Source organism: Kibdelosporangium philippinense (genome assembly GCF_021390435.2).
GTDB lineage: Bacteria > Actinomycetota > Actinomycetes > Mycobacteriales > Pseudonocardiaceae > Kibdelosporangium > Kibdelosporangium philippinense.
Genome location: NZ_JAJVCN010000001.1, coordinates 2,961,619 through 2,981,227, shown reverse-complemented (window position 1 = coordinate 2,981,227; position 19,609 = coordinate 2,961,619). Strand labels below are relative to the sequence as shown.

The window sequence follows — 19,609 nt, the reverse complement described above, 5'->3', positions numbered from 1 at the left end:
AGGTTTAGTCGGCGAGCAATGCCTTTTCCGCTTGTGCCACAAGCCAATCCGTGGCGTGCTCCCATGTCCAGCCGAAGTCACGGAGTCTGCGCCATGCGTCTGGGGTGAAGTGGAAGTACAGGATTTGCGCCGCCTGATCGTCGTCGATGCCCTCGCGCAGCGCGTCCAGTGACCGCAGGCGCGCGACGATTTGGTGCAGCCGGACCATGAACAGTTCCTTCGTGCGCTCGGCCACGGCTGCGACCAGGGGATCGACGACCGCGTTGTCCCAGACCACCGAGATGGCACGCAGTTGGGTGCGTACGAGGCGGCCACCGGACAAGCCCAGTTCGTTGATCACCGCGTGGCCGGTGGTCGCCTCTTCGATCGTCTTGAGGCTGTGATGGATCAGCGGGTCGTCAGCAGACCGGTCCGCGATCGCGCTGACCAGCTGTGGTTTCCCGCCGATGCTCTGGTAGACGGTGTTTGACGAGACCTGGGCGGCCGCGGCGATCTTCGCGATCGTTGTCCGCGGGTAGCCCAGTTCGGCGAACAGGGCCTCGGCCGCGTCGAGGATCGCGTTTCTGGTGGCCGACGCGGCCAGTTCCCGGCGAGGCGAGTGGTAACTACGGGTCATCGGTCCTGCCGCACGCTGTGCACGTAGCGGTTATACATACGCTCGCCGACCGCTCGCCAGACCAGCCGGACGGGCGGCGGCAGTTCGCCCAAGAACCAGACGCGCTCGGCTGGGGTGGCGTCTTCGAGGACCATCCCGGCCATCAGCAGGCCGATCTTGGGGTTCTTCGGCATGCCCTCGGCCGCGTCACGTGTGGTCGCGTCCCATTCGGCGACCGTCACGTGCTCGTGGACCAGTGGCAGGATGTCGGCTTCCTCGTCGTCGAGGTGCTCGATCAGGGCGTCGTACAACTGGCGCAACTCGCCGACCAGGTGGTCACGGACGCTCTCGCTTGCCCCGGTCTGCCAGCGATTCACGGTCGCCTGGACGGTCTCGATCAGTCCGGCCACGACCTCGTGCTGCTTCTCCGCTTTTTCCACGGTCGCCGCGTCCATCGGCGCCCTGGCCAGCATCGCGGGCCACAGCATCCGGTCCTCGCTGTCGTGGTGGTGATGCAGGAACATCAACAGCAGGTTGGCGTGGCCCGCGACCCGCTTGGCTTGCCGTACGTCACCGGGCGGGACGGCGGCCACCAGCTTTGGCAGTACGTCGAACTCGCGGCGCATCACCTTGTGGATCACCAGCATCTGCTGGGTCTCCGGCTTGTCCTGTGGCGCGGTCGGGTCGATGAACACGGTGAACCTCAAATTGGATAGAGAGCTGTTGCGGTGAATATAACGTCATCCAATTGACCGAACCATTACTCCGGCGAATAGGTGCCAGAATCAAGGCTCCAATGAAGCCGACGCACTCGCTCGCCAAGCCGCCAAGCGCCGCGATCGAGCATGCCGAGCCCGGTGTTGCCGGTGCTGGAAGGACACCGAGCCAAGCCGCGATCATAGATAGCTACCGGATCGTCACCGACGCGCGGGCGAGCGGCGCCGAGTTGATCAACGAACCCCGTGCTGTGCAACAGGTCCTGACCGACGCCGACACTCTACTGACTTCGCCAGCCGATCGGACATCCGGGGCTTGACACCGCAAGGGGTTGCTGGTTATAAGAAATATGTCGGTCAAGGACCCGGTGTAGCCATCCTGGGAGTGATCGAGAATGCCATACAGGAGCGTGTTGCCGCGACAGCGGGAGTTCGCGGAGATCATGCTCGCAGACCCGGAGTGGCTGCGAGCCGAGTTCGACGCCATCGTCGAGGCGAACTTCCCTTCTCCCGCACCACGTTCCCATCGTCCACATCGGCCTGCGCAGCCGCCGCGCGACCGGTTGCCGGTCGTGTCGCCGAACATCCCCTGCGCAGTGGAGGAACGGGAACGCGCACCGCCTCGACGAGGCTGACTTCTACAAAGGACAGTGCAAGCACACCCGTGATTGGAGGATCGCGTTCATCTCCCCGCCCGCCGCGGCCCCCCTCCCGCGGCGGGCGTACATCGTCGTGGCGTCCAGCTGCGTAGATCGTCACGACCCGTTTGGACAAGGGCGCCGGATGTTCTCATGTGGCCAGTGGATGGGAGGAAGCGATGAACGACGCGCTCGTGGACGACTACGACTCGCACAGTCGCGGCCTGCGAGCGTACGTGGCGTCGGTTGCGGCCCGGCTCGGGATCGGTATGGAGTCGTGTTGCGTCGACACCACCAGACCTTCCCAGGTCTACATGGCGCTCGACCACCGGCTCGACCAGTTTCCCGGCCGGGATCTGGCACTGCTGTGGGACGAGGGCACGGGGTGGCATGCGGCGCTTGATCCGGGCGACGGCCAAGAATCGATCATCGTCGCCAAGCTGTACGGCCCCGAGCGGCCCGAGCCTGCGACGGTCCTGCGGTTCGTCGGATCGCTCAACGAGAAGGCCGGCTGACCGGGATCGGCCAGCTGCGCAGCACGACCTTGGTCCCGTCCGCCGAATGCGTGACGGTCAACTCCTCGGTGCACGCCCGCATGATCCGCAGGCCTTGGCGCCGGTTGGTCGGCCCGGTGTCGGGTTCTCGCCAATGCCCGTGGTCGACGACCGTGAGCACGACCCGCCGGTAGCCACCTGGCTCGTCCACGACCGAACCCTCGACCACGACCACGCTGTTCAAGTCCTGCACTGGCCCGTCGACCGCGATGCCGTATCCGTGTTCGACCGAGTTGCTGACGGCCTCGCTGATCGACAGGACGAGATCGTCCACGGCCGCCGCGGACCAGTCCTGCGCCACAAGCCATTGCCGGACCCGGTTACGCGCGAGCGACGGCGCCGTCCATTCGGCCGTCAGCTCGAAACGCAGCCCCATCGCGGGCAGCTGATCAGGGTCTGACGCCGTGGGCACGTTCGTATATTCGCAGTCTGCGGTTCATCGCGCAGATCTCCCCCTACTCCTGTGCCCCATTAGTTGCCCGCAAGGTCCGCATCGCCTCGGCGAGTTCGGTCGAGCGCTTCTGACCCAACGGCTTAAATACGCGTTCCCGCAGCACTTCCGAAGTGAGCTTGCTCGCGCGTTGAGCCATGTCAAGGCCATGGTCGGTCAGCACGGCGTGCGTGACTCGCCGATCGGTTTCGCTTGGTTCGCGACGGATCAGCCCGGCCTCGGCCATCCGGTCGGCGACCTTGGTGAAGCCGCCGCTGCTCAGCGCCGCTTCTTTGGCAAGGCGCGTCATCGGCAGTCGGTGTCCGGGTGAGCGCAGCAGCCGCAGCAGGATGTCGAAGGGACCGGGCGCGAGGCCGAGGCGGCTCGCGATCTCTGCGAGCAGGCGGTCCTGCGTGGCCTGGTAGCCCTCGATCACCAGGCCCCACCACGTGACGATCTCGTCGTCCCCGATATCCGGCATGGGCACACCATACCGCCACCGCTCGCTGGAATATATCTTGTGCGCAAGATGTTTACGGATTAGATTCTTCTCAGAGAGCGACCCAGGAGGCAGTCATGGCGATCAAGACGAACGGTCTGCACCACGTCACGGCCATCGTCAGCAACCCGCAACGCAACGTCGACTTCTACGCCCGCACCCTCGGGCTGCGACTGGTGAAGACGACGGTCAACTTCGACGACCCGGGCGTGTACCACCTTTACTACGGTGACGAAGCCGGCCGACCGGGCACGATCATGACGTTCTTCCCGTGGAACCACGTCGCCAACGGCCGCCATGGCACCGGCCAGGCCACCACGACCGCGTTTTCCGTGCCCGCCGATTCGATCGGCTGGTGGAGCGAGCACCTGGCCGAGGTCGGCGTGCGGACGAGCCGTATCACCAACCGCGACCAGGAAGACACGCTGTCGTTCGACGACCCGGACGGTCTGACCATCGCGCTTGTCGCGCACAAGCAGGACGACCCACGTAACCCGTGGGACACCGCGTTGGTTCCCGGCGAGCACGCGATCCGCGGTCTACACTCCGTGACACTGTCGGTTTCTGATGAGGCGGACACCGCCAAGATGCTCACCGATGGTCTCGGCCTGACGTTCAAGCACCAAGAGGGCAACCGGCTTCGGTTTGCCGCAGGAGACGGCGGCCCCGGAGCGTTGGTGGATGTGCTTGTCACGCCTGGCGCGCCCAGGGGTTTGGTCGCCGGTGGGACCGTGCACCACGTCGCGTGGCGCGTGCCGGATGACGCGACCCAGCAGGCCTGGCGCGAGGAGTTGGTGAACGACGGCGTGAACGTGACGGCGATCCTGGACCGGCAGTACTTCCACTCGATCTACTTCCGTGAGCCGGGCGGCACCTTGTTCGAGGTCGCCACCGACGACATCGGGTTCACTGTGGACGAACCACTGCTTGAGCTTGGTCGCGCGCTGAAGCTGCCGCCGTGGCTGGAGCCCAACCGTGACGAGATCGCGGCCGGTCTGGTGAAACTGAACCTGCCGGACGAGAACAACCCGGCGGTTGCCGAGAAATTGGCGACGCGATGAGCCTCGAACACCTTTATGAGCAAGGCGATTCGGACAAGCCCGTGCTGTTGTTGTTACATGGCACGGGCGGCACTCCGTCCGACCTCATTGGTCTCGCCAGGGAGCTCAGTCCAGGCTCGGCCATTCTCGCGCCCGCTGGTCAGGTTCGCGAGAATGGTATGCCTCGGTGGTTTCGTCGGCTTCGGGAAGGCGTTTTCGACCACGAGGATGTGGTTTACCGCTCCAATGAGCTAGCCGACTTCGTGGTTTCGGCGGTCAAACAGTACGACCTAGCGGATCGTCGCCTTGTCGGTGTCGGGTTCTCCAACGGCGCGAACATCGGCGTGGCAACGGTTTTGCTGCGACCGGATGCGTTGACCGAGATGGTCGCGTTCGCCTCCATGTTGCCGGTCCCTTCTCCCCCGGCTTTGGATCTCACCGGTAGCAGGGTGTTCTTGTCCAACGGGACTCGTGACCCGATGGCACCGCTTGAGTCCAATGAGGACCTGGTGGCGCGCTTGCGGGAACGGTCGGTGGATGTCACCGTGCACCGTCACCCCGGCGGCCACCAGATCACCCTGGAAGCTGTGGAAAAGGCTCGCCGATGGCTTAGTGCGTGAACAGCCGCATTGTGCGGGTGTATTGCCACGGCGCCTGTTCGACTCCGGAACAGTCCTCTTTGTGCTCACCGGGACAATTCCCGTTGTCCCGGGCCAGGGCCCAGAACGACAGCTGTCCGATGCCCTTGAGCCACGCCCATACCGTGACTTCGATGGCATTGGCTGGCGTGAAGACCTCTTTGGGGCCAGTCTCGCCGTTGGCGCCGTAGTCGTCGAGGCCAACCATCGCGGTGATACCGACCATGTTCCACAGCTGGGCGTTGCTCTTGCTCGGGTACAGCTCTTTGAGCTGCTTGACCAGAGCTTCGCCCGCAGTCATCGCGTCCTGTGCCATGTCGTGCTGCTTGTTGTCGAAGAAGTCGAAGGTCATGATGTTGACCATGCGTACGTCGACGCCGTTCTCTATGGCGTTGCGGACGAGCTTGATGCCGTCGAGATTGGGCTCGTGCGGCCCGGTCCCGATCGTGTAGACGATCTCCAGCGGCCTGTTTTGCCCCTTGGCCCAGTCCTGCGCCTTACGCAGCGCCTTGTTGCGACGGTCGATCGCGGCGGTGTTGTACAAGGAGTCGCCTTCGATGTCCATGTCGAGACGGCTGACGTTGTACGTGGTCACGGTCTTCTGGTACGCCGCCGCGATCGCGTCTATGTCCGCGCAGCTGTCCGCGATCTCGGTGTGGGTCTCCCCCGCGTACGCCCCTCCGAACGCGGGGATGACGTCGCCACCGTTTCGGCGGATCTTCGCGATTCCCTCGAGATAGCCGGGTTGCGCGGCCGGGACGCCGTTCCAGTAGACCTCGCACTCCCCCGGCTTGTTCGTGTGCAGGAACGACAGGTTCAGGTAGCGTGCGCCGGACTTCTCCGCGAGATCACCGGGATCGCCCGGCAGATAGGCCTGGAAGTAGGGCGCGAGCACGTGCTTCGGGATCGGCCTCGGCTGGTCGTATCCCGCGCTCGCCTGCCCGGCCACCCCTGCGACGAGCACGGCCACGATCGCGCCGACTGTGGAAATCCTCATGCCCCACAGCCTGCTCAACAGTGCTTACGTTGCCGGAAAAGATCACCCCTTAGACCACAACGCGCTGCCTGAAAACACACCGACTGTCCCGACGACCGCGACATCAGTACTGCAGTGTCCGGTTTCGCTCCTCGAGACTCGCGTCAAGCTCTTCGGCGGTTACCGGGAGGTCAGCGATCTGGTCCTTGAAGATCGTGCCGAGGGTCGGCAGCGTCGCGCGGTCCGGCCACGTCTCCTGGTTCCACAGACCTGACCGCAAAAACGCCTTGGCACAGTGCATGTAGAGCTGTTGGACCTCGACAACGATGGCCAAGTCCGGCCGTTTGCCCTTGACCACCAAGGATTCGAAGAACGGCGCGTCGGACACGAGCTTGGCGCGCCCGTTGACCCGAAGCGTCTCGTTCATCGCCGGGACGACAAAGAGCAGCCCGACATGCGGATTCACGATGATGTTGGTCAAGCTGTCATGCAGCTTGTTACCCGGCCGATCTGCGATGACCAGAGTCTGATCATCCAGGACAAGTACCGAGCCCGCCGGATCGCCCCGCGGCGACACATCACACGTCCCCTCCGCCGACGCTGTCGCCAACAACACGAGCGGCGAATGCGCGATCAAGGTCCGCGCATGGTCATCGATGCGATCAATGATCTTGCGCTTGGCCCGCTCGGCTGGCTCACCGGTAAGTTCCCGCAGCTGGTCAAGGGTCTTGATCTCCGTCGTCGCCATACCCGCAGGCTACTCACCCCGACCGACAGTTTCAGCCGGTTTCACCCCCTTCACGCGGCGACGAGTACTTGACCCGCTCCATCCACACCCAAGGTTTCTGTTGCGCAACAGGCGAAGGAGCACACCACCGAAGCCTGGCAGGTACTGCTCGCGCCTCCGAGGGTCGCTGGGAGGACCAGTGCGTTGCTGTTGCGGCATCGACCGGGCGAGAGCAAGAAACAGTTCCGGGCTCGGCTCTGCCCCGGCCAGCACCGCCGCCGCATCCGGCAGGCTCGCCGGAGCCAGCTCAAGGGCCTCGAGTAATCGCGTCAATCGGGCAGCAAAGCCCTGATCCTCCACCATTCGGTCAGGCAATTGCGCCCGTCCGTACACCCTTGATCACTTTGTGTCTTGCCAGCAGTGGTCTAGATCACCTACGGTGCCCGAAAGGTGAATTCCTTTCGCGTATATCCACGGTAAGGCCAGGAGGTTGGGATGCGAAGGTCGGGCATGCTGGCGGTGCTCGCGGCCGCGCTGGTGTTCACGGGACTACCGGCGACCGCTGCGCCCGAGCCGTACCTGATCGGGCGTGGCATCTCCGATGTCACCGGGCCCGCCGCGGAGAACGGCATGATGGGGTACTCCAGTTTCGACCAGAAGACCACCGGCATTCACCAGCGGCAACGCTCTCGTGCCTACATCGTGGTCGACCGCGAGTCGAACAAGCGGGTCGCCTACGTCAACGCCGATCTCGCGATGATCTTCCGCGCGGTCCAGGAGGCCGTGCTGGCGAAGCTCAAGCCGAAGTACGGCGAGCTCTACACCAAGGAGAACCTGCTTCTCTCCGCGACGCACACGCACGCGGGCCCTGGCGGCTTCTCGCACAACATCGCCTACAACCTCTCCATCCTCGGGATGCAGCCGCAGACGCTGAATGCCATCACCGATGGCATCGTCGAGTCGATCGTCGAGGCACACGAGGATCTCAAGCCTGGGTCGATGTCGATCGGCCGTGGTGAGCTGACCAATGCGAGCGTGAACCGGTCGCGGGTGGCGTTCAACGCGAATGCCGCGTCGGACAGGGCTTTCTTCCCCAACGCCATCGACCCGTCGATGACCGTGCTACGGCTCAAGCAGGGCAACAACGATGTGGGCGCGATCAACTGGTTCGCCACCCACAACACCTCGATGACCAACGCGAACACGCTGATCAGCCCGGACAACAAGGGTTACGCGGCGTACCAGTGGGAGCATGACGACGAAGGCGTGCGGTACCTGGAGAACAAGCCGGGATTCGTCGCGGCGTTCCCGAACACCAATGCCGGTGACATGTCACCGAACCTGAACCTCAAGCCGGGTTCCGGGCCGACCGAGAACGATGTAGAGAACACCCGGATCATTGGCGAGCGGCAGAACCGCAAGGCGCAGGAGGTCTACAACGGACCGCAGTCGCCGATCAGCGGCGCGGTGGACTACCGGATGCGGTTCATCGACATGGGCAACACGACGGTCGGCGCCAAGTACTCCATCGATGGCAAGGCTGCCAAGACCTGTTCCGGTGTTGTCGGTGCGTCCACACTGGCGGGTAGCGTCGAGGACGGCCCCGCGATTCCGTTGTTCAACGAAGGCATGACGAGCCCGTGGAAGAAGCTCTTCGAGCCGCTGCAAATGGAAGTACCGCAATGGCTTCGTGACTGCCAGTACCCGAAGGCGTCCCTCGTGCCGACCGGGATCATCCAGGCGACACCGAACATCGTGCCGCTGCAGATCGTCAAGCTCGGCCAGTTGCACCTGGTCGCCGCGCCCGGCGAAGTCACGATTGTCGCCGGTCTGCGGATCCGTCGCAGTGTCGCGCAGGAACTCGGCGTGCCGATCGAGAACGTCCTCATCCAGGGTTACGCCAACGAGTACAGCCAGTACGTGACCACGCCTGAGGAGTACGACCTGCAGCAGTACGAGGGCGGGTCCACTTTGTTCGGTCGCAACACGACTCCGGCATATCAGCAGGAGTTCGCTGCGCTTGCCGCGTCGATGAAGGCCGGGTCCGCACTGACCGCCGGGCCGACGCCGACCAAGCCGCCGTTCACGGACATCAACCTGCAGACCGGTGTCGTGTTCGACGACAAGGCCCCTGGCCAGAACTTCGGTCAGGTGCTGAAGCAACCGGCGGCGACCTACCAGGCTGGCCAGACGGTCGACACCGTGTTCGTCACCGGCCACCCGAAGAACAACTTGCACCGCAACGGGACATTCCTTGAGGTGCAACAACTTGTCAACGGAACGTGGACCCGGGTCGCGGACGACGGCGACTGGTCGACGAGGTACCACTGGAAGCGGGTCGGCGTCGCCAACTCCGAGGCCAACATCACGTGGACCATTCCGACCGGCACACCGGCTGGCACGTACCGGATCGTCCACAATGGAGACTGGAAGAACGGGTGGACCGGCGCCATTTCCCCGCTGACCGGCACCACGAACACGTTCACCGTGAACTGATCAACTCCGCCGCGCGTTCAGCGATGACATAGACAGTGGCAACTGTGTTGGCCGAAGGGATCGCGGGAATCACGGAAGCGTCCGCGATCCTCAGGCCGTCGACTCCGTACACACACAGGTCGGGATCCACAACGGACTGATCGTCGGTGCCCATCTTGCACGTGCCGACGGGATGGCAGTACGACGCGAGCGTCCGGCGGACGTACTCACGACTGTCCTCTTTGGGCCCTGGTGCGAGCTCTTCGCCGCGCCAGGGCGCCAACGCTGGAGCCTGACCGATTTCCCGGGCAATGTTCATCCCGGCGAGCATCGTGGCCATATCCCGTTCGTCGCCGAAGTAGTTCGGGTCGAGCACGGGCGCGGACGCTGGATCGCCATTCGCCAATCGGACTGTGCCACGGCTGTACGGTTGCATGAGCGAAACGCCGATTGTATAGCCCTGGTCGGACGAAAGGCCGTCGACGATATGGCCGGGCGCGTCCACGAAAAGGATCTGCAGGTCGGCTGGACAAGCTGGCCAACGACTCGTGAGTGGTTATGCCAGTTCTAACAGGCATAACCACTCACGAGGGTTTTTACTCGGTGTCAGAGTGGATCGCCTGCAGGATCGGCACCCGGCTCGCTTTCCACGCGGGCCACAGCGCCGCGACAATGCCGATCGCCACGGTCAAAGCGACGAACAACCCAAGCCGATCCCACGGCAGCACAACCGCAGTGCTTCCGCCGAGGCTGTCAACGGCCGCCGCACCGATCACGCATCCGGCGGCAAGGCCAGCGATCGCGCCAAGCACCGCGATGATCACGGATTCCAGCCGGAGAATCGTGCCGACCTGACCGCGGCCAAGGCCGACCGCCCGCAGCAGGCCGATCTCCCTGATCCGTTCCAAAGTGGACATCGTCATGGTGTTCACCACCGCGAGCGCGCCAATCAGGATCGACAGGCTGAGCAAGGCGTACAGGATGTTCAGGAACACATCCAGGTCAGCGCCAGCGGACGCGACGTACTCGGCCTTTGTCTGGACCACCAGAGTCGGGTTGTCCAGCAAGGTCCGGATCCCGGCCTGAACGCTCTCGGCCTTCCCCGCCGCGGTCTTGATCAGGATCGCGCTCGGGGTGGCGTCAGCGTCCGCTTGGGACGCTCCGACCAGAGCGCCGTACGCGAATCCCTCCGGCGCGGTGAAGATCGCCACAACCGGCAAGGCCGTCTTGCCCGGCACGACACTCCCGACCACCCAGTTGTGGGCCTGGGCTTCCTTGCTGCTCACCGCGATCCCGTCGGCCAGGTTGTTCAGCGAGCCTGAAGTGACCGGGAACGAGAAGAACTGGCTGACCTTGGCCGCGTCCACTCCGGCCGCACTCACCTGGTCATTCTCCGGACCCACGGGCACGCCGATGATCGGCGTGACGGCCTGGACATCGGGCACGGTCGCGACCTGTGTCGCGGTGTCCTTGCCGATCTTGGCGTAGAAGTCGACGGCACTGATCCGGACGTCCGCGCTGTCGCCGGTGTCCGCGCGTTTGGCCTCTTCAGCGCGCAGTGACGCGACCGGAACCGTCACCGCGGCGCAAATGGCGAGACCGATTATCAACGCACCAGCGGTCGTGCCTGTGCGGCGCGGGTTACGTCGAGTGTTCTCCACAGCCAACGTTCCTCGGACACCAGCGATGCGCGTCATCGGGCCACGCAGCACCGCCGCCAGCCCGACACCGAACAGCGGCGTGAGGATGATCAGCCCGATCAGCAGCAGCGGAGCGCCGAGGTAGATCAGGTCCTGTGACTCGGTGGCAGCGATCGTGGCCAGAACACCAAGAGCAGTCACCACGAAACCCGCGATATTGCGACGCCGCAACGACTTGCTCGTCGGCGCCAAGCCGGTCCGCAGCGCCGCGATCGGCGGGACAGCCGCAGCGCGCCGAGCCGGGATGTACGCGGCGAGGATCGTCACGCCGATCCCGACGCCCAACGCGGCCAGCACAGGTCCGACGCCGAACACCTCAAGGGCCATCGGCGGCCCGTCGTTGACGGTGAACAACGAGCCCAACGACGCACCGACCCCGATGCCAAGCAGGTAACCGAGAACGGTCGCAATGAGTCCCAGAACCACAGCCTCTGCCAAGACCATTCGCAGCACGTACCGGCGTTCCGCACCCACCGCACGCAACAACGCGTGCTCACGGGAACGTGCCGCAGCCAACATGGTGAACGTGTTGGCCACCAGGAAGATCGAGACGAACAGCGCGATACCCGCAAAGCTCAGCAAGATCTCGGTGATCTTCGAGTCGCTGGTGAGCTTGATGGTTTCGCTTGCCGTGTCGTAGATGTAGTCGTCCTGTGGCGCGATAGCCTCGACGTTCGCGGCCAATGTGGACTCGGAAGTTCCTGGCGCGGCAATGAATTTGACCGCCGTGTAGCTGTCCGGTGTCTTGCCGAAGACAGCGCGCGCCGACTTGTCGTCGAACGCGGTGAGCGTGCCACCTTGGGTGATTCGCTGGTCCGAGGCGGAGAAAATCCCGGCCACGTTGACAGTCTTGGCAACGCCCGCGACGACGATCCGGACCTGGTCGCCGACCTTGTAGCCGGTACGCTGCGCGGTCCAGTCATCGAGCGCGACCTCGTTGACGCCGTTGGGTGTTTGGCCCGAGGTCAGCTTGTAATTGACCGGGTCGAACGTGACACCGCTCGCATAGTACGGCGGGCCGACCAAAGCACCCTTTTTGTCCACAACGAACGCGGGTCCTTCGGCAACCGGCACGACTTCCTTCGCACCAGCGACATTACGCAGCTTCGCCATCACATCGGGGGTGATGCCAGCTTCGACATCCTGCCGCACCTCGATTCTCACCGAATAGTCCGGCTGAACGCCATCAAGGGCCTTCTGCACCGACGAGCCGTACAGCAGCGAGCCGACGACGAAGGCGACGCCGATCATGACGGCCAGAACCGGCAGCAGGAAACGGACCTTGTTGGCGAGGATCGAACGAACCGCCATCCGCAACATCAGCGCACCGCCTGCGCGTCGAACCGGCGCATCCGGTCCAGAACGCGGTCCGCGGTCGGCTGGGCCATCTCGTCGACCAGACGCCCATCAGCCAGGAACAGCACGCGGTCGGCGTATCCCGCGGCGAGCGGGTCGTGCGTGACCATCACGACTGTCTGTCCCCATTGGCGTGCGCACATCTGCAGCAGGCCAAGGATTTGCGCGCCGGTACGGGAGTCGAGGTTACCGGTCGGCTCGTCCGCGACGATCAGCTCAGGCCGGGAAACCAGGGCGCGAGCACACGCGACACGCTGCTGCTGCCCACCGGACAACTCAGCGGGACGATGCGTGAGCCGGTCGGCGAGCCCGACCGCGTCGATGACCTGCTTGGTCCACACTGGATCCGGCTTCTGGTCGGCCAGTGACAGTGGCAGCACGATGTTCTCCCACGCGGTCAGCGTGGGCAGCAGGTTGAACGACTGGAAGATGAACCCGATCTTGTCCCGCCGCAACCGCGTGAGCTTCGCCTCGGACAGCGAGGACAGGTCGACGCCGCCGATCCACGCGCGGCCGGACGTCGGAGTGTCCAAACTGGCCAGACAGTGCATGAACGTCGATTTGCCCGAACCGGATGGCCCCATCACCGCCGTGAACTCGCCCCGCCGGAACTGCGCCGACACCCCGCCAAGCGCCGTCACGGCTGCCTGGCCTGTTCCGTAGACCTTGCCGAGCTGATCGGCCACGGCGACCGTTCGCTGATCCATCAACACACCGTTCTCGTCGAGCTGAACCTTGACGGGTTCGATCTTGGGCAAAGTCATCCTCCGATGGATCAACCACACAGGCGAGTGAAGAAGGCGCCGCTCAGCCGAAAGGATGAGGCCGCTGAGTCAATACGTGTCGTAGCGTTGCCGCCATGCTGGGCATCTTCGACCGTATGACCTGGGTACAGCGCATCGTCACCGCCATGTTCCTCGTCGCCGCCGTGATCATCGACATCTTCGAGGGGCTCTCGGTCGAGTCGGTGCCTGGCGCGATCGGCATCGTGCTGTGTGGCCTGTTGCCACTGGCCACGGTGTTGATGCCGACGTTGTCCGCCTCGGTGGTCGCCGGGATCGCGCTGGTCTCCATCGGGTTCACGATCATCTGCACACTGCTGCCGGTGCCGCCGGACAACACGTTCGGCATGATCGAACTACTCGGACTTGGCATCCTCGTGGTCAGGGTGGTGCTCCAGTTCCGGCCGCTGCCCGCGGTCGCGCTGACGGCACTGTTGTTTGCCGCCGCTCCGATATTGCCCTTGCGGCTGGCGGAGTGGGACCGCATCGAGTACTTCATCGTCGCCATCGTGTTCGGCGGGGCGTTCCTTGTGCTGGTTGGCATGTACATGCGGCTGCACGACCGGCAGCGCAACGTGGGATTCGAGCTGGCCAGACAGACCCAGCGCCTGGAATACGCCCGTGACCTGCACGATTTCGTCGCACACCACGTCACCGCGATCGTCGCGCAGGCCAAGGCCGTCCGGTTCACGACGGCGGCGGGCATGGCGCCCTCCCCACAGGCCCTCGACGACATGCTCGCCGGGATCGAGAAGGCCGGATCGGAGGCGCTCGTGTCGATGCGCAGCATGATCACAGTCCTCAGGGACGACACGGCCCCGGTTCGTCCACATCAGACATTGGACTCGGTCGTGGCCGGAGCCGTTGAGAATTTCGCCGGTCCGCCCGTCTCGGTGTCGATCGACCCGGATGTCGCGGTACGTGACCTGCCACAAGGGACCCTCGACGCGGCGAAGCACGTTGTCCAGGAGTCATTGACCAACATCCTTCGGCACGCGGCCGAGGTGACCATGGTGGACGTCAGCGCCCGCGAATCCGGCGAATCGGTGCGGATCACCGTGACCAACGACGGCATCGCCTCGTCGAACGGCCTGCCCAGCGGCGGTTTTGGACTAGTGGGACTCGCCGAGCGTGTCGAGTCCGTTGGCGGGAGCCTGTCGGCCGGATCGACAGGTACCGGCTGGGCGGTCACGGCCGTACTGCCATCATCTAGGGCATGACGATCCGTGTGCTGATCGCCGACGACCAGGAGATGATGCGATCGGCGTTCCGGATGATCCTCGACTCCCAGCCGGACATGGAAGTAGTGGCCTCGGTCGGCGACGGCGAGGCAGCGGTGGCGGAAGCCCGCAGGCTACGGCCGGACGTGTGCCTGCTTGATATCCGGATGCCCAAACTGGACGGTCTGGAAGCGACAAGGCTGCTGGCCGGGCCGGGCGTCCGTGAACCGCTCAATGTCCTGATCGCGACCACTTTCGACCTTGACGAATACGTCTACCGGGCGTTGCGTAATGGCGCGTCGGGGTTCTTGCTGAAGGACATGTCCCCGGCTTTGCTCGTTGAGGCCGTGCGGGCGGCGGCACGTGGGAACCAGTTGATCTCGCCTGCGGTGACTGTGCGGTTGTTGTCGCATTTGGCTCCGCAGCGCGGTGAGCCTTCTGAGGTTGTCGAGCAGCCGCTGCTTGAGCCGCTGACCGAGCGGGAGTTGGGCGTGGTGAAGCTGGTGGCGCTGGGGAAGACGAATGAGGAGGTCGCCGACGAGTTGTACGTGACGCAGGCGACCGTGAAGACGCATTTGGCCAATGTGTATCGGAAACTCGGGGTCCGCAACCGCGTCGAGGTTGCCGCGTGGGCCTGGCGAACCGGAGTCGTGACCTCCTAGGTCGATCGCCATGCGGCACCTTATCCGGAAGTATGGTGCTATGTCGGAAATCTCCCGCCGTGGCGTCATCGCCGCGGCCGCAGTTGCTCCGTTTGCCTTACCTGCCGCCGCGTCCGCGCAGGAAGCGGTGCTGCCGAGCGGGCGGCAGTTCCCGATCGCGAGCGGCAAGCACAAGCTTGTGGTCACCGAAGTCGGGGCCACGCTCAGGTCCTGGCAGGTGGACGGCCGTGAACTCCTGCTCACCCACCCGGCCGACCAGCTCGGGGACAGCTTCTTCGGCAAAGTCCTGCTGCCATGGGCAAACCGGATCGACAGCGCCACATACACCTTCAGAGGCACCGAATATCAGACACCCGCGAGCGAGAACTGGAGCGGGCACGCCATTCACGGCCTGGTCAGCTGGGTTCCGTGGGTACCGGTGAGGCACGACAGGGACCGCGTCACCCTGGCCTACACGCTCCACCCGCAGTACGGATACTCGTTCACACTGCAGTTCCAGTTGGAATACGCCCTGCGAAACCACGGCGTGCACGTCACCCTGACCGCACGCAACGCGGGAAATCAGCCCGCGCCCTTGGGAACCGGCTATCACCCCTACTTCAAGGTCGACGTCGACGCCAGCACGTTGACCGTTCCCGCGCACACATATCTCACCACCAACGACATGCTGATCCCGATCGGACGGGCCAATGTGGACGGCACGCCGTGCGACTTCCGTACCCCGAAACTCGTTGGCACGGCCAAGCTCAACACCTGCTACACCGACCTGACCAGAAAGGACGGTGTAGCGACGGTGTCGGTCAACCAGATCCAAGTCTGGGTCGACGATACGCACAAGTTCATCCAGGTCTACACCGATGACGGCGCGCCGGAACGGCCCGCACGCTCCGGCATCAGTATCGAACCCATGACGTCCGCGCCCAACGCTTTCAACTCCGGCGACGGGCTGATCACGCTCGAACCCGGCCAGACGTATCGTGGCAGCTGGGGGCTACGAATCTAGCTTGAACTCGAGGATCGAGCCGGGATTGGCGAGGGCGTCGGTGGGTTTTCCGTCGGCGTCCCTTGTCTGGCCGACGTTGTCCGTGGCGACGTAGACCGTCTTGCCGTCAGAGCTGACCGCGGTGTCCCGGTATCGGTTGACAGTCCGGAAAAGCGGCGAGACCGAAGTCACCCGGGTGCCGTCAGGGCTGAGCCGCAACCGGTGGACAGTGCCGTCCTTCAGGGCAGGCATCAACAGGCTTCGGTTGACGTAGTCCAGGCTCGCCGGGGCCACGGTCGGCCAGCAGATGTACCACTGCTCGCCATCCGCGCACTTGTCGTCCATGAAGTTGTGCGAGCTCGGGACCGTGTAGAAGGTCTTGATCGGCGGCACGAAACCGTTATGCCACGAGGATTCCGTCGCCTGCGGCACGGAAGACGGGAAATCGAAGTCGTCATAGTTCAGGTCTGCGCAGTCCGGAGCGGCCGACCAGTTGCCGTAGACGTAAGCCTTGTCGTCACGGTGTCCGGCGACGTGCGGCCAGCCGTAATTCTTGCCGCGCGCGATGATGTTCACTTCGTCGTCAGTCTTCGGGCCCTGCTCGCTGGAGTACAGAATCCCGGTCGGCCCGAACACCAGGCCTTGCGCGTTGCGATGCCCGTAGGTGTAAACATGGCTGCGAACCCCAGCAAGCACAGGGTTGTCCGCGGGGATCGAGCCATCCAGGTTGAGGCGCAACACTTTCCCGCGATAGGCGTCTCGGTCGTCCGGCGAGGCAGGCAGTCGTTGGGCCTCAATGGGTTTGCACATCTGGGCGAACTGGTTCGCGCCTTGGTCGCCGATTGTGTAGTACAGCTTGCTGTCCGGGCCGATCACCAGTCGCGCCGATTGGTGATCCGTCCCACCCGGCATACCGGCGATCACGTCGACCGGATCGCGTAACTGTCCATCCTGGTAGGTGAACTTGACGATCTTGGCCCCTGAAGCATGCGTGTAGGCGACGAAAACATCCGGCAGCCGCAGTGCCATCCCGAGCACGCCCGCTTGCCCCGAGTACACGGCGTCCGGAATGGTCGCGGCGACGTGCTTGTCCCCTGTCTTCGGGTCGATCCGCAACACTCGCCGACCGGCCTTCTCGGTTGTCCAGAGCATCCCGTCCGGCCCGAGGGTGATCTCGTACGGACCCGCCAAACCAGTGGCCACCACACGAAAGCTGCCGCTCTCCGACGACGGCTCAGCGTCCGCGGAGAGCGGCAGCGTGGCGGTCAGTGCCGCCGCGAGGACCAGTGCAGGTGTTCGCATGCCCCACCAGGTACCAGATTGATCAACTGTGCACCAGGTCCCTGCCTTTTTCGGACTTCTTTCGCAGCGCGATCATCCCGACGACCGCGAAGGCAACGACGATCGTGGCGCCAATGCCAGCCACTGTGTGCAGACCTGACGTGAACGCCTCCCGCGCCACACCAACCAAGTTCTCGGCGGCCGACGGCGGGAGCTGCTGAGCCGCGTCCACCGCACCTGCCAGGCTGTCCGGCGAACCTGCGGGAACCTCGGACTGGTAGATCGCCGTGGCGACACTGCCGAACACCGCGATTCCCATCGCGATCCCGAACTCGGCGACCGTCTCGGACATCGCCGACGCGGCACCCGCCTTACGCGGCGGCACGGAGCTGACGACCATTTCGGTGCACAGCACGCCCTGCGGTCCCATGCCGAACGCGGCGACGCACAGCCCCACGACGACCGCGATCAGCCCACCAGGGCCCTCAGCCTGCGTGAACAACAAGATCCCACCGGCCGCGACCAGCATTCCGAAGCCGAGCACGAACTCGGGACGGAACCGCTGCGCCAGCTTCGGAGCGATCAGCGAACCGACAACCACGGCGATCGCCTGCGGCACCAGCCACAACCCGGCCTCGGCCGCGTCCAACCCGGCGACCAGCTGCAGGTACTGGCTCACCAGCAGGAACAACCCGCCCATGGTGAGCGCGCCGACGGCCACGATGCTCAGTGCCGCGCTGAACTGGCGGACCTTGAACAGCGCCAGGTCCAGCATCGGGGTGGCCAGCGTGCGCTGCCGTTTCACGAACACCGACCCGACCAGCAGGCCCGCGATCAGCACGATGACGTTGACCAGGCCGAGGCCGTCTTTGGCGATCTCCTTCAGGCCGTAGATCACCGGCAGGATCGCGCCAAGCGACAGGCCGACGCTGACCAGGTCGAGCCGCCCGGCCGACTCGTCCTTGTACTCCGGCAGCAGCTTCGGTGCGGTGACCAGCAGCAGCACCATCACCGGAACGGCGAGCAGGAAGACCGTGCCCCAATGGAAGTTCTCCAGCAGCAGGCCACCGACGACCGGCCCGATCACCATGCCGCCCATGAAGCAGCTCATCCACACCGCGATGGCCGTGCCGCGCTGCTTGGCGTCCTGGAACATGTTGCTGATCAATGCCAAGGTCGACGGCATGAGCGTGGCGCCCGCGATGCCGAGAACCGCACGTGCCGCGATCAGCATTTCGGCACTGGAGGCGAACGCGGCCACAATCGAGGCGACCCCGAAGGCCGCGCCGCCGATCATCAGGAGTTTCCGCCTGCCGATCCGGTCGCCGAGGGTGCCCATCGTGACAAGGAACCCGGCTACCAGAAAGCCGTAGATGTCGATGATCCACAACAGCTGGCTGCTGCTCGGCCGCAGGTCAGCGGCCAGATGCGGAACCGCGAGGTGCAGCACGCTCATGTCGAGCGACAGCAGCAGTGTCGGAAATGCGAGTACCGCCAGTCCCAGCCACTCGCGTCGTCCCGCCTTCATGCTCGTTCTCCCTCTGGTGTGTTTGGTGGGTCCTCAGCCAGTCGTCGATCTCCGGCTGGCCAGATCGACATCGGCGGGAGAAAAGATTGAGAAAGTTTTCGACGGGAACCCCGTTGTCGAGCAACGAACAGCAGACAAGGAGTACTCATGCGGCGCCTGATCGCCGTCCCCGCGCTGGTCACGGCGTTGGTTCTGACGGCTTGCAACGGCGGCGGCCAGCAACAGCCCGCTGGCCCGAACCCGGCACCGAACACCAACACCCCGGCCGCCGCCCCGAACCCGGCCCAAATCGACTTCGCGGATGACGTGTGCGACGCCGTGGCCGAGTTCGTCGTGCCCGCGGCAGGCGCCCGCCCAGACACAAGCAGCCCAGCGGCCGCGGTGAACTCGTACAAGGTCCAGCTGGCGAAGGTGTCCGACGGCCTGCGTGACGCCACCGAAGGCCTCAACGACGTCAACCCGGCAGCCATCCCGGACGGCCAGGCAACGGTTGACGACCTGCGCGCGACCTTCGCTCAGATGAAGCAGGCCGTGGACACGAACAAGGCGAAGCTCGACGCGGTGGACATGACCAACCAGAAGGCGATGACCACGGCGGTGCAAGAGGTCAACAAGGAAATGGTCAACCTCGCCGCCTCCAAGAACCCGCTCAGCCAGCCCGCGCTGAACACACCGCAGATGGAACAGGCGGCCGCGCAGGCCCCGGAGTGCCAGAAGATCAAACAGGTGGTCGCGAACCGGACAACCACGGCTCCCCCACCGACCAGCTGACGTCACAAGGCACGGCCCGCCACTGAGGTAGCGGGCCGG

21 protein-coding genes are annotated in these 19,609 nt (G+C 64.6%); 10 read left to right on the top strand and 11 right to left on the bottom strand.

Annotated elements, in window-relative coordinates; translation table 11 throughout:
• Positions 1–4 precede the first annotated feature (4 nt).
• Both LWC34_RS13655 and LWC34_RS13650 read right to left on the bottom strand, forming a co-directional pair.
• Entirely contained in the window at positions 5–616 is a 612-nt protein-coding gene (locus LWC34_RS13655) for a TetR/AcrR family transcriptional regulator (protein WP_233725423.1), read from the bottom strand.
• A complete protein-coding gene (locus tag LWC34_RS13650; RefSeq protein WP_233725422.1) occupies positions 613–1,290 on the bottom strand; it encodes a hemerythrin domain-containing protein in 678 nt (225 codons plus the stop codon). The genes LWC34_RS13655 and LWC34_RS13650 overlap by 4 nt, the downstream gene beginning before the upstream one ends.
• Before the next feature lie 101 nt (positions 1,291–1,391).
• Between LWC34_RS13650 and LWC34_RS13645 the strand changes: the two genes are divergently transcribed.
• The 3 genes from LWC34_RS13645 to LWC34_RS13635 all read left to right on the top strand — a co-directional run bounded on the left by LWC34_RS13645 (position 1,392) and on the right by LWC34_RS13635 (position 2,464).
• Positions 1,392–1,631 (top strand): hypothetical protein, encoded by a 240-nt coding sequence (locus LWC34_RS13645; protein ID WP_233725421.1) that lies wholly within the window; start codon positions 1,392–1,394, stop codon positions 1,629–1,631.
• 75 nt (positions 1,632–1,706) lie between these two features.
• Positions 1,707–1,946: a hypothetical protein gene (locus LWC34_RS13640; RefSeq protein WP_233725420.1), complete on the top strand. Its 240-nt coding sequence runs from the start codon at positions 1,707–1,709 to the stop codon at positions 1,944–1,946.
• 182 nt (positions 1,947–2,128) lie between these two features.
• Positions 2,129–2,464, top strand: a complete 336-nt coding sequence (locus tag LWC34_RS13635; RefSeq protein ID WP_233725419.1) for a DUF6292 family protein — start codon at positions 2,129–2,131, stop codon at positions 2,462–2,464.
• On the opposite strand, the gene LWC34_RS13630 is transcribed toward LWC34_RS13635, so the two are convergent.
• Together LWC34_RS13630 and LWC34_RS13625 are read right to left on the bottom strand one after the other, a co-directional pair.
• The gene (locus LWC34_RS13630; protein WP_233725418.1) at positions 2,445–2,915 is read right to left on the bottom strand and encodes an ATP-binding protein; all 471 of its coding nucleotides are present in this window, start codon (positions 2,913–2,915) and stop codon (positions 2,445–2,447) included. The genes LWC34_RS13635 and LWC34_RS13630 overlap by 20 nt on opposite strands.
• A gap of 43 nt (positions 2,916–2,958) precedes the next feature.
• Positions 2,959–3,414: a MarR family winged helix-turn-helix transcriptional regulator gene (locus LWC34_RS13625; protein ID WP_233725417.1), complete on the bottom strand. Its 456-nt coding sequence runs from the start codon at positions 3,412–3,414 to the stop codon at positions 2,959–2,961.
• Between the two features lie 95 nt (positions 3,415–3,509).
• Between LWC34_RS13625 and LWC34_RS13620 the strand changes: the two genes are divergently transcribed.
• Together LWC34_RS13620 and LWC34_RS13615 are read left to right on the top strand one after the other, a co-directional pair.
• The gene (locus LWC34_RS13620; protein WP_233725416.1) at positions 3,510–4,493 is read left to right on the top strand and encodes a ring-cleaving dioxygenase; all 984 of its coding nucleotides are present in this window, start codon (positions 3,510–3,512) and stop codon (positions 4,491–4,493) included.
• The gene (locus tag LWC34_RS13615) at positions 4,490–5,092 is read left to right on the top strand and encodes an alpha/beta hydrolase (protein ID WP_233725415.1); all 603 of its coding nucleotides are present in this window, start codon (positions 4,490–4,492) and stop codon (positions 5,090–5,092) included. Before LWC34_RS13620 ends, LWC34_RS13615 begins: the two co-directional genes overlap by 4 nt.
• On the opposite strand, the gene LWC34_RS13610 is transcribed toward LWC34_RS13615, so the two are convergent.
• Together LWC34_RS13610 and LWC34_RS13605 are read right to left on the bottom strand one after the other, a co-directional pair.
• Entirely contained in the window at positions 5,082–6,107 is a 1,026-nt protein-coding gene (locus tag LWC34_RS13610) for a glycosyl hydrolase family 18 protein (protein ID WP_233725414.1), read from the bottom strand. The genes LWC34_RS13615 and LWC34_RS13610 overlap by 11 nt on opposite strands.
• A 103-nt stretch (positions 6,108–6,210) precedes the next feature.
• Complete coding sequence (locus tag LWC34_RS13605) at positions 6,211–6,834, bottom strand: pyridoxamine 5'-phosphate oxidase family protein (protein ID WP_233725413.1); 624 nt, start codon at positions 6,832–6,834, stop codon at positions 6,211–6,213.
• A 474-nt stretch (positions 6,835–7,308) separates the two neighbouring features.
• Here LWC34_RS13605 and LWC34_RS13600 point away from each other — a divergent pair, with 474 nt between their 5' ends.
• Positions 7,309–9,309 (top strand): neutral/alkaline ceramidase, encoded by a 2,001-nt coding sequence (locus LWC34_RS13600; protein WP_233725412.1) that lies wholly within the window; start codon positions 7,309–7,311, stop codon positions 9,307–9,309.
• On the opposite strand, the gene LWC34_RS13595 is transcribed toward LWC34_RS13600, so the two are convergent.
• The 3 genes from LWC34_RS13595 to LWC34_RS13585 all read right to left on the bottom strand — a co-directional run bounded on the left by LWC34_RS13595 (position 9,296) and on the right by LWC34_RS13585 (position 13,051).
• Complete coding sequence (locus LWC34_RS13595) at positions 9,296–9,724, bottom strand: GMC oxidoreductase (RefSeq protein WP_233725411.1); 429 nt, start codon at positions 9,722–9,724, stop codon at positions 9,296–9,298. The two genes, LWC34_RS13600 and LWC34_RS13595, sit on opposite strands and share 14 nt — an antisense overlap.
• Before the next feature lie 160 nt (positions 9,725–9,884).
• The gene (locus LWC34_RS13590) at positions 9,885–12,308 is read right to left on the bottom strand and encodes an ABC transporter permease (RefSeq protein ID WP_233725410.1); all 2,424 of its coding nucleotides are present in this window, start codon (positions 12,306–12,308) and stop codon (positions 9,885–9,887) included.
• Positions 12,308–13,051, bottom strand: coding sequence for an ABC transporter ATP-binding protein (locus tag LWC34_RS13585; RefSeq protein ID WP_233726434.1), 744 nt, complete (start codon positions 13,049–13,051; stop codon positions 12,308–12,310). The genes LWC34_RS13590 and LWC34_RS13585 overlap by 1 nt, the downstream gene beginning before the upstream one ends.
• 152 nt (positions 13,052–13,203) lie before the next feature.
• On the opposite strand from LWC34_RS13585, the gene LWC34_RS13580 reads away from it, so the two are divergent.
• The 3 genes from LWC34_RS13580 to LWC34_RS13570 are packed head-to-tail and all read left to right on the top strand — an operon-like array spanning position 13,204 to position 16,011.
• On the top strand, positions 13,204–14,346 hold the full coding sequence (locus LWC34_RS13580) for a sensor histidine kinase (protein ID WP_233725409.1): 1,143 nt from the start codon (positions 13,204–13,206) through the stop codon (positions 14,344–14,346).
• On the top strand, positions 14,343–15,008 hold the full coding sequence (locus LWC34_RS13575; protein WP_233725408.1) for a response regulator: 666 nt from the start codon (positions 14,343–14,345) through the stop codon (positions 15,006–15,008). Before LWC34_RS13580 ends, LWC34_RS13575 begins: the two co-directional genes overlap by 4 nt.
• A 40-nt stretch (positions 15,009–15,048) precedes the next feature.
• Positions 15,049–16,011 carry an aldose 1-epimerase family protein gene (locus tag LWC34_RS13570; RefSeq protein ID WP_233725407.1) on the top strand — a complete coding sequence of 321 codons (963 nt, stop codon included), beginning with the start codon at positions 15,049–15,051 and terminating at the stop codon, positions 16,009–16,011.
• Here the strand turns inward: LWC34_RS13570 and LWC34_RS13565 are convergent.
• Together LWC34_RS13565 and LWC34_RS13560 are read right to left on the bottom strand one after the other, a co-directional pair.
• Entirely contained in the window at positions 16,000–17,292 is a 1,293-nt protein-coding gene (locus LWC34_RS13565; RefSeq protein ID WP_233725406.1) for a glucose/sorbosone family PQQ-dependent dehydrogenase, read from the bottom strand. The two genes, LWC34_RS13570 and LWC34_RS13565, sit on opposite strands and share 12 nt — an antisense overlap.
• Positions 17,293–17,314: 22 nt before the next feature.
• A complete protein-coding gene (locus LWC34_RS13560) occupies positions 17,315–18,799 on the bottom strand; it encodes an MFS transporter (RefSeq protein ID WP_233725405.1) in 1,485 nt (494 codons plus the stop codon).
• Between the two features lie 147 nt (positions 18,800–18,946).
• Between LWC34_RS13560 and LWC34_RS13555 the strand changes: the two genes are divergently transcribed.
• The gene (locus LWC34_RS13555) at positions 18,947–19,570 is read left to right on the top strand and encodes a hypothetical protein (RefSeq protein ID WP_233725404.1); all 624 of its coding nucleotides are present in this window, start codon (positions 18,947–18,949) and stop codon (positions 19,568–19,570) included.
• Positions 19,571–19,609 lie beyond the last annotated feature (39 nt).